Origin of the sequence: Streptomyces sp. NPDC057474 (assembly GCF_042802555.1) — a bacterium.
Taxonomy (GTDB): Bacteria; Actinomycetota; Actinomycetes; order Streptomycetales; family Streptomycetaceae; genus Streptomyces.
Genome location: NZ_JBHVDX010000001.1, coordinates 72713 through 86111, shown reverse-complemented (window position 1 = coordinate 86111; position 13399 = coordinate 72713). Strand labels below are relative to the sequence as shown.

Annotated in this window: 6 protein-coding genes and 2 pseudogenes; 6 read left to right on the top strand and 2 right to left on the bottom strand. The window is 73.7% G+C overall.

The annotated features are described in order from the left end of the window. Window positions 1-217: 217 nt before the first annotated feature. Window positions 218-736, top strand: a pseudogene (locus ACFU53_RS00375) (sugar nucleotide-binding protein); the annotation flags it as partial. A 23-nt stretch (window positions 737-759) separates the two neighbouring features. Here the strand turns inward: ACFU53_RS00375 and ACFU53_RS00370 are convergent. Next, window positions 760-1941 carry an aminotransferase class V-fold PLP-dependent enzyme gene (locus ACFU53_RS00370; RefSeq protein WP_383984057.1) on the bottom strand — a complete coding sequence of 394 codons (1182 nt, stop codon included), beginning with the start codon at window positions 1939-1941 and terminating at the stop codon, window positions 760-762. Between the two features lie 163 nt (window positions 1942-2104). Continuing rightward, a pseudogene (locus tag ACFU53_RS00365) lies at window positions 2105-2464 on the bottom strand (expansin EXLX1 family cellulose-binding protein); the annotation flags it as partial. A gap of 434 nt (window positions 2465-2898) precedes the next feature. Here ACFU53_RS00365 and ACFU53_RS00360 point away from each other — a divergent pair. The 5 genes from ACFU53_RS00360 to ACFU53_RS00340 all read left to right on the top strand — a co-directional run bounded on the left by ACFU53_RS00360 (window position 2899) and on the right by ACFU53_RS00340 (window position 13363). Further along, on the top strand, window positions 2899-4473 hold the full coding sequence (locus ACFU53_RS00360; RefSeq protein ID WP_383984214.1) for an acyl-CoA carboxylase subunit beta: 1575 nt from the start codon (window positions 2899-2901) through the stop codon (window positions 4471-4473). A gap of 101 nt (window positions 4474-4574) precedes the next feature. Beyond that, window positions 4575-6323, top strand: a complete 1749-nt coding sequence (locus ACFU53_RS00355; RefSeq protein WP_383984054.1) for a fatty acyl-AMP ligase — start codon at window positions 4575-4577, stop codon at window positions 6321-6323. After that, the gene (locus ACFU53_RS00350; RefSeq protein ID WP_383984051.1) at window positions 6320-10918 is read left to right on the top strand and encodes a beta-ketoacyl synthase N-terminal-like domain-containing protein; all 4599 of its coding nucleotides are present in this window, start codon (window positions 6320-6322) and stop codon (window positions 10916-10918) included. Before ACFU53_RS00355 ends, ACFU53_RS00350 begins: the two co-directional genes overlap by 4 nt. A 22-nt stretch (window positions 10919-10940) precedes the next feature. Then, a complete protein-coding gene (locus ACFU53_RS00345) occupies window positions 10941-12008 on the top strand; it encodes an alpha/beta hydrolase (protein WP_383984048.1) in 1068 nt (355 codons plus the stop codon). 122 nt (window positions 12009-12130) lie between these two features. Further along, a complete protein-coding gene (locus tag ACFU53_RS00340) occupies window positions 12131-13363 on the top strand; it encodes a PucR family transcriptional regulator (RefSeq protein WP_383984045.1) in 1233 nt (410 codons plus the stop codon). Window positions 13364-13399 lie beyond the last annotated feature (36 nt).

Here is a 13399-nt window from a genome sequence, read left to right as displayed (position 1 = left end):
GAACAAACAGGACTCATGGTGAAGCCGGTACGACCCATCGACCACGACCCACAACGGGCGCCCGTCGACTGGGGACTCGGCGCATGCAGCACGGAACTTCATGACACCCATGACTGACCGTCACCACGTGCCTCACAACCAGCAGATATCCCACAGTCACACGGACTGATGAGCCCATGTGCCTCACACAACAAGGGCCAGATCAGGACCGCAGATAACGGGCGATCGGGTCCACTACGACGAGACCTGTCTGCCCGATCCCGTCACGCCGTACGGTGCGGCGAAGGCCGCGGCGGAGACCGGTGTCCGGCTGCTGGCACCGCACGCGGTCGTGGCACGGACCTCGCTGATCATCGGGGACGGGCACACCCCGTCCGGGCACGAACGGCATGTGCACGACCTGGTGGCCGGCACCCGGGACGGCGTGCTGTTCACCGACGTCGTGCGCTGCCCGGTGCAGGTGGCCGACCTGGCCGCCGCGCTGCTGGAACTGGCCGCTGCCGAGGAAGGCGGCGTGCGGCACATCGCGGGGCCGGACTACCTCACCCGGCACGAACTGGGCGTCCTCATCGCCCGCCGCGACGGCCTTGACGCGTCGCGGCTGCCCGCCGGGCGACGGGCCGGCACCTCCCTCCGGGGAGCGCTCGACGTCCGGCTGGACAGCCGTGTGACCCAACGACGCCTGCGCACCCGGCTGCGCGGCGCCCGGGAGTTCCTCGCGGAGCGGCGGGGCTGAAGGACGGGTGCCGGGTGGCGGTCTCAGCGTGCGGAGTGCGCGATGTCGGCCATGGCTTCGACGGTGCGGTCGAGTTCGGCTTCGGTGTTGTAGTAGTGCGGGGAGAGCCGGACCAGGGGGTGGACGCCCCGGTGTTCGGTGTCGAACTGGGTGTGTTCGGGGACGGTGGTGGAGACGTTGATCCGCTGCCGGGCGAGGGCGGCGGCGACCTCGGGGGCGGGCAGGCCGTCGACCTTGGCGGTCACGATGGCGCAGCGGTGCTCGCCGAGGTCGTGGGTGGTGACGCCGGGGAGGGCGTCGAGCCGGTCGCGAAGGTACGCGCCCAGCGCGACGGCTCGTTCACCGATGCGGTCCAGGCCCAGGTCGAGGGCCTGGCGTACGGCCGCGTCGAGGCCCAGGACATTGGCGTAGCTCACCTCCCAGGTCTCGAAGCGCCGGGCGCCGGGCCGCCAGGTGAAGCCGCGTCCGCCGTCCCAGGCGGCCGCCCGGATCTCGGTGACGTACGGGTCCAGGTACGCCAGCGCCTCGGAGCGCACCCAGAGGAAGCCCGTGCCGCGCGGGCCGCGCAGGAACTTGCGGCCGGTGGCGGTGAGCATGTCGCAGCCGAGGGCCTCGACGTCCACCGGGAACTGGCCGACGGACTGGGTGGCGTCGAGGAGGAACGGGACACCGGCGGCGCGGGTGATCCGGCCGATCTCGGCCGCCGGGTTGACCAGTCCGCCGCTGGTGGGGATGTGGCTGATTCCGACCAGTCGGGTGCGCTCGTCGATCAGGTCGGCGAGGGCGGCGGTGTCGAGCTGTCCGGACGCGTCGTCGGGGACGACCACGATCTCCGCGCCGGTGCGCCGGGCGACCTGTAGGTAGGCGAGGACGTTGCTGCCGTACTCGGCCCGGCCGGTGAGGATGCGGTCGCCCGGCTTGAAGGTCAGCGCGTAGAACGCGGCGTTCCAGGCGTGGGTGGAGTTGTCGGACAGCGCGATCTCGTCGGGCCGTCCGCCGACCAGCCGGGCGAGGTTCGTGTAGGTCGCGTCGATCCGGTCCCGCTCCTGCCCGGCCGCCTCGTAGCCGCCGATGGCCGCTTCCAGTTCCAGGTGGGAGGTGACGGCGTCCAGGGTCCGGCGGGAGAGCAGAGCCGCTCCGGCGTTGTTGAGGTGCACTCGGTTGGCGGTGCCCGGCGTGTCCCGGCGCAGTGCGTCGATGTCCATGCCCACACCCTTCCCACGCATCAGCGCTTGGTGAACTGGGCGCGGCCGACTGGTCGGTGTTCGGCCTGATGGTGATGCCGGTGTCGGTGAGCGTCTGGTCGTGGATGTCGGTGACGCGGATGTCGGAGCCGCAGCCGGTTCCGTCCGCCGAGACGAAGTAGTTCTATTCCTGACGCGGCAGTCGGCGCCAGGTCGAGCCGGTGCGGACCTGCAGGGTGGCGACGGGGTTGCGGACCTGGATTGCGCACCACCACTGCGTGGACCCTTCCTTGTAGCGGTGGGCGACCGGTCCGCTGATGTCCGGGCTCACCAGGGTCCAGGTGATCGGCACCCGGCCGGCCACGGGGTCGGCGATACGGGCGAAGGTCTGCCGGCCGAGGTCCACGTCGCCGGGGGCGCGCTCCGGGCAGCGGCCGACGATCTTCACCGTCAGCTCGCCTCGGGGGCCCTTGACGCGGGTGAAGGCGCCGCACATGCGGGCGTTCTCGTAGTCGGTGTGGTTGAGGGCCGCGATGGCGATGTCGCTGGTGGCGTCGTAGAGACGGCTCCCGACGCCGGTCGCGCCGTAGAAGGTGCCTTCGCCGAGTAGGTGACGCCGGGTTGGACACTGGCGTACGCCGCCGTGGCCGTGGCCGTGGTCAGGAGGGCCGTGACGGCGGCGAGGAGGGCGAGTCGGCTGCGCCTGTCGATGCCTTTCGAGGACGGTGGGGCGTGCTCGGGCGCCGAGATCCCGGCTTCATTGAAAGCTCAAGTGAAGCGCGATTACGGCCACACGTCCGGAACACCCCGGTCGCACCCGGACCCTTGTCACCCACGGACGAACCCGAGCCCCGCAGGACTCATCTCCCGCAAACAGAACGGTGATTGACCCGGCCCACCCCTCTGGCACTGCCATATTCGAAAGCCACTTCGGAGGTGGCTGTGACGCTAGAGGTGACGACATCCCGGGCGCGGCAGGTGGCGGAGAGGGCGACCAGCCGTGTCCCCGACCCGATCACTGAACGAACTGTCGACCGGACCGCCGACCGCATCGCCGAGCTGACGGGCCGCCGGGCGCGGGCCGTCGCCCCGGGCGGGCCGAGGAGACGTGGGGAGTACGGAGCCCGGGAGCGGATCGATCTGCTGCTGGACGCGGGCTCGTTCACCGAGACGGGCCTGTTCGTGCGGGCCCGCCCCACCGGGGACGCCGCCCGGCGCCCGTACGGCGACGGGGTGGTCACCGGGCACGGCACGATCGACGGCCGGCCCGTCTGTGTCTTCGCCCAGGACGCCACGGTGTTCGGCGGCAGCATGGGCGAGGCCTTCGGCGAGAAGACCATCGCGCTGATGGACCTCGCCCTGAAGACGGGCTGTCCGGTCATCGGGCTCAACGACGGCGGCGGCGCCCGCATCCAGGAGGGCGTCACCTCGCTCGCCCTCTACGCCGAGCTGGTGCGCCGCAATGTGCAGGCGTCCGGCGTGATCCCGCAGATCTCGGTCGTCCTGGGCCCCTGCGCCGGCGGGGCCGCGTACTCGCCCGCCATCACCGACTTCACCGTGATGGTGGACGGCGCCTCGCACATGTTCGTCACCGGGCCCGACGTCATCGAGACGGTCACCGGTGAGCGCACCAGCGCCGAGGAACTGGGCGGCGCCCGCACCAGCAACACGGTCAACGGCAACGCCCACTTCCTCGCCGCCGACGAGGTGGACGCCCTCGACACCGTGCGTGACCTGCTGTCGTACCTGCCCGCCAACAACCTGGAGCGACCCCCGCAGTACGCGCCCGGGGCCGCTCCCGCCGGGCCGGCTCTCGACGCGGTGGTGCCGGACCGGCTCGGGCAGGCCTACGACATGCGGGACATCCTGCGCGCGGTCGTCGACGACGGTGAACTCCTGGAGGTGCAGGAGCTGTTCGCGCCGAACATCATCTGCGCGTTCGCGCTCGTCGAGGGCGCCTCCGTCGGCGTCGTCGCCAACCAGCCGCTGCACGCCGCCGGGGTCCTCGACATCGACGCCTCCGAGAAGGCCGCACGGTTCGTGCGGTTCTGCGACGCGTTCGGCGTCCCGCTGCTGACCTTCGCCGACGTCCCCGGCTATCTCTCCGGCGTCCGTCAGGAGCAGGCCGGCATCATCCGGCGCGGCGCGAAACTCCTGTACGCGTACGCCGAGGCCACCGTCCCCAAGGTCACGGTGGTGGTGCGCAAGGCGTACGGCGGCGGATACGCGGTGATGGGCTCCAAGCACCTGGGCGCCGACATCAATCTCGCCTGGCCCACCGCCCGGATCGCCGTCATGGGCGCCGAGGGCGCGGTGGGGGTCCTGCACCGCCGCGAACTCGCCGCCGCGGCCGACCCCGAAGCGCTGCGCGCCAGTCTCGTCACCGCGTACGAGAGCACGTACGGCACCCCGTATCTCGCCGCCGAGCGCGGCTACATCGACGCCGTCATCGCTCCGCGCGACACCCGCTCCCACATCTGCCGCGCCCTGCGCGCCCTGCGCGGCAAGCGGGCCCCGATGCCGGAACGCCGCCACGGCAACATCCCGCTCTGAGCACGCTGAGCCACCTGTGCCCGCTGAATCCCGCTGAGCCCGCCGAGTTGTGTCACCGCTCTGACCGCAAGCCGTCCCCGCGCTGTGAGGAGCCATGCCCGATGGACAGCCGCCGCCCCCCGCTCGCGCCCACGTTCCGCAGTCTGCCGGAGTATGTGCGGCACTGGGCCGAGACCACCCCCGACCGCCGGGCGTTCACCTTTGTCGACCATCCCGCGCCGCACTCGCGGGGCGTCCACCGCACCCTGACCTGGCGCAGGCTGGACCTGCGGATGCGGGCCGTGGCCGCCCGGCTCGCGGCGGAGGCCGAGCCCGGGGAGCGGGTCGCGGTGCTGTGCCCGCAGGGGACGGAGTACGTCACCGCCTTCCTCGGGGCGCTCGCCGCGGGACTGATCGCCGTACCGCTGTTTCCGCCCGGCCTGCCCGGTCAGGGCGACCGGCTGTCGGCGGTCCTGAACAACGCGGGCCCGGCGGTCGTCGTGACGACGGGCCACGCCCTCGCCGAGGTACGGGAGTTGTGCGAGGGCCGGGCGGTGAAGGTCGTCGCCGTGGACGAGGTGCCGGATGCCGCCGCCGACGACGGGCGGCCGCCCACGCCCGACGACGCCGCCGTCGCCTATCTCCAGTACACCTCCGGCTCGACCCGCACCCCGGCGGGCGTGGAGATCACCCATGCCAATGTCGTCGCCAACGCCCGCCAGGCGCTGGCCGCCTACCGCGCCGACGCGCATCCGGTGACCTGTGTGGGCTGGCTGCCGCTCTACCACGACATGGGGCTCGTGCTGAGTGTCGCGGCGCCGGTGGTGCGGGGGCTGCTGTCGGTGCTCATGGATCCCGTGGCGTTCCTGCACGAGCCCGTGCGCTGGCTGCGGCTGCTGGCCGCGCACCCGCGTGCGCTGAGCGCGGCGCCCAACTTCGCCTACGACTACTGCGCTTCGACGGTCACCGAGGCGCAGAAGACCGGGCTCCGGCTGGACGGCGTCGCCGCCCTGATCAACGGCAGCGAGCCGGTCCGCCCCGGCACGGCCGACCGTTTCCACGCCGCGTTCGCCGCGCAGGGCCTCGTCCCGGAGACACACTGTCCGTCGTACGGGCTGGCCGAGGCGACCGTCTTCGTCAGCGCCGCCCGCCCCGGGGAGCCGCCCCGCGGGTTCGCGCTCGACCGCGACGCCCTGGCCGCCGGGAAGGCCCTGCCCGCGCGGCCCGACGACCCGAGGGCCGTACTGCTGGCCGGCTGCGGCGCACCGGCGGGGCAGCGGGTACGGATCGCCGACCCGGTCTCGCGGGCCGCCCTGGCCGAGGGAGAGGTCGGCGAGATCTGGGTGCAGGGCCCCAATGTGGGGCGGGGCTACCGGAACCAGGCCCGGCAGACCCGGCGCGTCTTCGGCGCCGTACTCGACGATGCCACGGCCGGGCCGGGCGAGTGGCTGCGGACCGGCGACCTGGGGACGGTCCTGGACGGGCAGTTGCTCGTCACCGGGCGGCTGAAGGACCTCATCGTCGTCGACGGGCGCAACCACTACCCGCAGGACGTGGAGGCCACGGTCCAGGACGCGCACCCGGCCGTACGGCGGGACCGGCTCGCCGCGTTCGCTGTGCCGGGCGGCTCCGGGGAGCGGGTGGTCGTCGTCGTGGAACACGTACGGACCGTGCCTCTCGCCGACATCGACGTACCGGCCCTCGTGCGAACCGTACGCGCGGCCGTCTCCGCCCGGCACGGGCTGCGGCTCTCCGACGTCGTCCTCGTCCCGCCGGGCACGGTGCCCCGTACGTCCAGCGGGAAGGTCTCGCGCGCGCTGACCCGTGAGCGCTATGTGGCGGGTGCCTATGCGGTGGGGGTCGTGGGATGAGGGTTGTGGGGGACGACGAGGGCGACCTGCGGGGGCCGGTCGCCGATGGCGAGAAAGGCGCGTTGCGGCGGCCGGTCGCAGGCCGTGAGGAAGGCGCGCTGCGGCGGGTGATCGCCGAGCAGGTGGCCGTCTGGAGCGGTACGGCCGTCGAGGACGTGCCGATGGACCGGCCGTTCGCGGATCTCGGAATGTCCTCGCGGGACGCGGTCGTGCTGGCCGGGGAGTTGTCCCGGGCGACGGGTCGCGAGCTGCCTGCGACGCTGTTGTGGGAGGCGTCCACCGGGGATGCGCTGGTGGCGCGCCTGTGCGGTACGGCGGCGGACATCGCCCCGGTGGCGGCCCCGCCTCCGAGGGCGCCCACGTCGCCCGGTGAGCCGGTCGCGGTCGTCGGGGTCGGCTGTCGGCTGCCCGGTGATGTGCACGGCCCGGCGGACTACTGGCGGTTGCTCCGCGAGGGCGTCGACACGATCCGGCGGGTCCCGCAGGACCGGTGGCGGGACTTCACGGCGTACCCACCCGCCGACGCCCTTCCGTACGGCGGCTACCTGGACGACATCGCCGGGTTCGACGCGGACTTCTTCCGTATCACCCCGCGCGAGGCCGCCGTGATGGACCCGCAGCAGCGGATCCTCCTGGAGGTCGTCCACGAGGCCCTCGACCATGCCGCCGTCCCGGCCGCGTCCCTCGCGGGCAGCGCCACCGGTGTCTACGTCGGGATCTCCGCGCCCGAGTACGGCCAGCTCACCGGCGCCGACCCGGCCGCCGTCGATCCCTGGGCGCCGGCCGGCGGGGCGCTGAGCGTGGCGGCGGGCCGGCTGGCGTACGTCCTGGACACGCGCGGGCCGAGCATGGCCGTCGACACCGCGTGTTCGTCGTCCCTGGTGGCCGTGCACCACGCGTGCGTCAGCCTGCGCACGGGCGAGAGCGACCTCGCGATCGCCGCCGGGGTCAATCTGCTGCTCTCCCCGACCGTCACCGTCGCCTTCCGGCGGGCGGGCGCCCTCGCGCCGGACGGCCGGTGCAAGCCGTTCTCCGCGGCGGCCGACGGCATCGGCCGGGGCGAGGGCTGTGCGGCCGTGCTGCTGAAGCGGCTGTCCGACGCCGAACGCGACGGCGACCGCGTCCTCGCCGTCGTCCGCGCCACCGCCGTCAACTCCGACGGCCGCTCCAACGGCCTCCTGGCCCCCAACCCGGCCGCCCAGCAGGCCCTGCTGACCACCGCCTACGCGCGTGCCGGTCTCTCCCCCGCGCACATCGACCACGTCGAGGCGCACGGCACCGGCACCCCGATCGGCGACCCGATCGAGGCGGGCGCGCTCGGCGCCGTGCTCGGTACGGGCCGCGACCCCGACCAGCCGCTGCTACTCGGCTCCGTCAAGGGCAACCTGGGCCACCTGGAGTCCGCCGCGGGCATCGCCGGCCTGGTGAAGACGGTGCTCGCACTCCACCACGACCTGATTCCGCCCTCGCTGCACTGCGGCGAGGGCAGCACCCTGGAGGACGACGTACGACTGCGGGTCGTGACGGAGGCCGAACCGTGGCCCCGGTACGGCGGTACGGCCACCGCCGGAGTCTCCGGGTTCGGGTTCGGCGGCACCAACGCCCACGCGGTACTGGAGGAATGGCGGCCCGGCGCCCTGCTCCCGCCCCCGGCCGAGGAACCCCCCGTGCGTCTCCATCTCCTCTCCGACACCGACACCGTCCGCGTCCGCGACACCGCCGCCCGGCTGGCTGACTGGCTCGGCACACGCGAGGGCAGCGCCGCGCACCCCGCCGACGTGGCGCGCACGCTGGCCGGGCGGGCGGGGCGGGGGTCCGTGCGCGCCGCGATCGTCGCCGACGACCGTGCCGAACTCATGGACGCACTGGACGCGTTGGCAGGAGGTCGACCCCACGCGCGGGTCATGGTGGGCGACCGGGATCTCGTCGGGCGCGGCCCGGTCTGGGTCTTCTCCGGGTACGGCAGCCAGTGGTCCGGCATGGGACGCCGACTGCTCGCCGAGGAACCCGTCTTCGCCGCGGCCGTGGAGAAGCTGGACGCGCAACTGGCCCCCGAGTGCGGGCTCTCCCTGTACGACCACCTGGCCACCGGCGGCGACCTCGACCGCCTGGAGGTCGCCCAACCCGTCCTCCTCGGCTTTCAGCTGGCGCTCGCCGAGCTGTGGCGCGCGCACGGGGTCGAGCCCGTCGCCGTCATCGGCCACTCCCTGGGCGAGGTGGCCGCCGCGGTGTGCGCGGGCGCGCTGGAAGTGTCGGACGCGGCCCGTGTGGTGGCCGTGCGAGCCCGGCTGCTCAGTGGGCTGCGAGGCGGGGCGATGGCGGTGGTGGACCTCGACGACGACGAACTCGTCACTCTGGAACGGGACTTCCCAGGCGTGCATGTCGCCGTGCACTCCTCACCCGGCCAGAAGGTGGTCACCGGGGAGGAGGAGGCGGTGGCCGGTCTGGTGCGCCGGCTGGAGGGGGAGGGGCGGGCCGCGCGTGCGATGCGGGTGGCCGGGGCCGGGCACTCCCCCCAAGTGGAGCCGCTCCTGGCAGAGTTGACGGCCGAGCTGGCCGACATCCGGGGCGGACACCCCCGAGTCCCCGTCTACTCCACCGTCCTGGACGACCCGCGCGGCGACTGTGTGTTCGACGCGGCGCACTGGGCCGCCAACCTGCGGCGGCCCGTGCGCCTCGACCGGGCCGTCGCCGCTGCCGCTGCCGACGGCCACACCGCGTTCGTCGAGCTCTCACCCCACCCGGTCCTGACCCGAGCCCTCACGGAGACCGCCCCCGGCACCCTCGCCCTCGGCACCCTCCACCGCGACGCCGACACTGCCGCCGACTTCCTCACCCAGGTGGGCACCCTGCACACCGCCGGGTTGCGGCTTCCGCCGCCGCGGGGCCGCGTCATCGACCTGCCCGGGCCGCGCTGGCGGCATGTGCGGCACTGGTGGACGGATGGCCGGGCGAGGGTTGCGGGGACGGGGCAGGCACATGCGGAGGTCGAGGGGGGCCGCGAACCGGGCGGGGGCCACGGGACGGCAGGGGGCCGCATGGTGTCCGGACGGCACATGCCGGAGGCGGACCGTACGGCGGCCGGAGGCCATGCTGCGGAAGGAGGCCCTGGGCTGGACGGCACCCGGGAGTTGGACGGGTGGCATGGGCGGGAGAGCAGTCGTACGCCAGAAGGGTGGCGTTCGGCGGAGGACGCCTCCGTCTCCACCCGCCTCTGCCACCACATCGCCGCCGTCACAGGACACTCGCCGACCCGCATCACCCCGGCCACCGCCTTCGCCGAGCTGGGCCTGGACTCCCTGATGGCCGTCCGCATCCGCGCCGCCCTGGAACGCGAGTTCGACATCGAACTCCCCCTGCGCGACCTGCTGGGCGCCGCCACGGTCGAGGACACGGCCGCCCGCATCCAGCGAGCGCTGACGGTCGAGGCGATGCCGGCCGGGGGTGTCCAGCAGGCGGCGCCGACGCAGGCGACATCGGCCGAAGCCGCCCCGGCGCAGGCAATGAGACCGGCTCCGTCCGGCGGCATCCCACTCGCGCCGGCCGCGAAGGCAACAGCCGGAGACTCGCCATCGCGAGCGCCACGGGCCTCGGACGAGGACACCCCGCCACACGCCGCCCCCCGAGCGGTCGGCAAGGAGCCCCTGCCGCAGCTCCCACACGCAGCCGGCGAGGACTCGTCATCGCCGACCGAGACGACGCCGCGCGAGGACTTCCTGCCCCGGCCCCTCCACACCTCCGACACGCACCACCCGCCCCAGCCCCTCCACAACACCGGCTCCCACTCCTTCCTCCGGCCCTTCCACACCTCCGGCCCCCATCCCCCTCTCTTTCTCGTCCACGCCGCCGGCGGCACCACCGACGTCTACCGGGCCCTCGTGGAACGGCTCGGCGGGGAGCGGCCGGTGTATGGGCTGGAGCGGGTCGAAGAGGCCCGTACGGTCGACGAGAAGGCGCGTCGCTACGCCGAAGCGGTGGCCGCCGTGTACCCCGACGGGCCCTGCCTGCTGGGCGGTTGGTCGTTCGGCGGCTTCGTCGCGCAGGAGGCGGCGCGGCAGCTGACGGCCGCCGGGCGGGACGTGCGGCTGGTGGTGCTCATCGATTCCGTACGGCCGCTCCCCCACCCCGGGGGCACACCGGCCGAGCGGATCCACGCCCACTTCACCGGCTTCGCCCGCCACATAGCCGACACGTACGGGGTCGAACTGACGCTGCCTTACGACGAGTTGGCCGCGACGGAGGACGACGGCGAGCGCGTCGACACCGTGCTGCGGGCCCTGCGGGAGGCCGCCGACGTGCCGCAGGCAGCCCTCGCTCACCAGCGGTCCTCCTATCTGGACCTGCGGACGGGTGAGGCCCACCAACCGGGCCGGCACGACGGGCGGGTGGTGCTGTACCGGGCCACCGAGCCCGCCCCGCACACCGTGCGCGACCCCGCGTACGAGCGGGACGACGAGACGCTCGGCTGGGACGAGGTGTGCCCGCGCCTGACCGTCGTCCGGGTCACGGGTCACCACCTGTCGCTGCTCGACCCGCCGCATGTGGACGAGATCGCCGCCCATCTGCGGTGGGAGCTCGCCAGGGACACCCGCTGAACCCGATCCGAGGAGAGCCGCCATGCCCGACCACACCGAACGCACCGAACGCACCACCGCAATGTCCCGACGCTCCGTCTCCAGGGCGGCCGCCGCCACCGGCCTGGCCGCCCTCTTCGGCACCACGGCCACCGGCACCGCCAGGGCAGCCACCCGCCGGACGCCCACCGCCCAGACCACCACCAGCCGCAGCACCGGCACCGGCACCGGCACCAGTCAGCCAGCCGCCGCAGCCACCACCCCCGCCGCTCAATCCGTCACCCGCCTCGGCCCCCGCACCCTCGACGTCTCCCTCCCCTCCGCCGCCCTGGGGCGGAACGCCCCGGTCCGACTGATCCTCCCGTCCTCCTTCGACACGCAGCCCGCCCGGACGTACCCCGTGCTGTATCTCCTCCACGGCGCCCACGACGACTACACGTCATGGACCCGGGAGACGGACATCGAGGCGTTCACGGCGGGCCGGGAGCTGATCGTGGCGATGCCGGACGCGGGGCCGACCGGCATCCCCACCGCCTGGCGGGACGGCCCCGACTACGAGACCTTCCAGATCGCCGAGGTCCCGGCGCTGCTCGCCCGTGACTACCGGGCGTCCGGGGTCCGAGCCGTCGCCGGGGTCTCGACCGGCGGCTACGGAGCGATGGCGCACGCGGCACGTCACCCGGCGACGTTCGCGGCGGCGGCCTCGTACAGCGGCATCCTCGACACGACGGCACCCGGGGTGCCGAGCCTGATGGACGCCATCGTGGCCCGCGAGAACCTGTCGCCCCTGTCGCTGTGGGGCAACCCGATCCTGAACCTGCTCACCTGGCGGGACTTCAACCCGCGTTCCCGCGCGGCGGGGCTGCGCGGCACCGCCCTGTACGTGTCGAGCGGCAGCGGAGTGGTCGGCGGCATCGGCGACTGGCTCCCCGAGGCGCTGGAGAGCGCGCTGTGGCCGTCCGCCCACGCGTTCACGGACACGCTTTCGCTGCTGCGGGTCCCGGTGACCACCCACTTCTACGCGGGAGGAGGGCACAGCTGGGCCTACTGGAAGCGGGAGTTCGGCACGTCGTGGCCGATGCTCGCCGGTGCGCTGGGGGTGGCGGCGTGAGGCCGGTGCCGTCGGGGCACGGAACGGAGCGCAGGGGACGTCCGTCCAACCCAGGACTTGCCCCTCGCCCCACGGGCACCAGCCCGCGGGTGAGCCGCTTCCGGGTGAAAGGAGGGTCCGCCGTGGCTGCCCCCACCCCGCCGCACGGCGTACCGGACGGTCCCGGCGCTGCCCCTGTGCCGCCCGAACTCGCCAAACTTCTGCGCGACCGGTTGGAGGCCGTCGCCGACGAGGTGGAGGAGGAGGTGCGCAGACAGGTCCCGGAGTACGCCCGGCCGGCGGACGGGGCGTATCGCGCGCACCTCAGATCGGGGGTCGTGCAGGCGCTGACCCTGTTCGTCGACCACATCGCCGATCCGCGCGGCCACGGGGCCGCGATCACCGCGACGTACTACGAACTCGGGCGCGGCGAGGCCCTGGAGGGCCGCGCTCTGGACGCGTTGCAGTCGGCGCTACGGGTCGGAGGTCTGCACGCCTGGCGGCTGATGGGCCGTACGGCGGAGGAACTGGGCCTGGACTCCTCGGTCGTGGCCGCGCTGGGCGAACTCGCGTTCCGGACCGTGCACGAGGTGGCCGAGGCGGCCGCCGCCGGATACGCGGAGGCGCAGCTGCGCAGTACGGACGAGTTGGAGCGGCGGCGCAGGCGGCTGCTCGATCTGCTGCTGGGCGAGGGACCGGTGGCCCCGGAGGCGGTGCAGGACCTGGCGCACGGCGCCCGGTGGTCGGTGCCGAGGCAGGTCGCGGTGGTCGCCTTGGCGGCGACCCCGGACCAGCGGGAGGCGGACCGGCCGTTGGCGGCGGCGGGGGCGCTGGTGGACATGGAGTCCCGGCCGCCGCGGATGCTGGTGCCCGATCCGGACGGTTCCGGCCGCTTCGGAGGCCGGGCGTTCACACTCGCGCTGCGTGGCCGGCCCGCCGCGATCGGCCCGACGGTCCCGCTCGCCGAAGCGGCACGTTCGCTGCACTGGGCCACGCGTGCGCTCGGGCTGATGGGGCGCGGCATCCTGCCCCGGCAGGGCGTGGTGCGCTGCGCCGACCATCTGTCGACGCTGCTGCTGCACAGCGACGAACCGATGCTCGCCCAGCTCCAGTTACGGGCGCTGGCCCCGCTGGACGCGGTCGCGGAAGGGCCGCGCGGCCGGCTCGCCGAAACCCTCCTGGCCTGGCTCCTCAGCGGCAGCAACGTGCCCGATGTCGCCGCCCGCCTCCACGTCCACCCGCAGACGGTCCGCTACCGCCTGCGCCAGCTGGAGAAGCTCTTCGGCGACGCCCTGCACGACCCCGGCACCCGTCTGGACCTCATCCTCGCCCTGCGCGCCGAGGCATTGCGGGACGACGACACGTTCACCGCATAAGAAGAACAGACTCACCAGAACAGAACAGACTCACCT

Coding starts and splice junctions, on each gene's coding strand:
- ACFU53_RS00345 (WP_383984048.1), top strand. CDS start 10,941: ATGCCCGACCACACCGAACGCACCGAACGCACCACCGCAATGTCCCGA.
- ACFU53_RS00350 (WP_383984051.1), top strand. CDS start 6,320: ATGAGGGTTGTGGGGGACGACGAGGGCGACCTGCGGGGGCCGGTCGCC.
- ACFU53_RS00355 (WP_383984054.1), top strand. CDS start 4,575: ATGGACAGCCGCCGCCCCCCGCTCGCGCCCACGTTCCGCAGTCTGCCG.
- ACFU53_RS00370 (WP_383984057.1), bottom strand. CDS start 1,941: ATGGACATCGACGCACTGCGCCGGGACACGCCGGGCACCGCCAACCGA.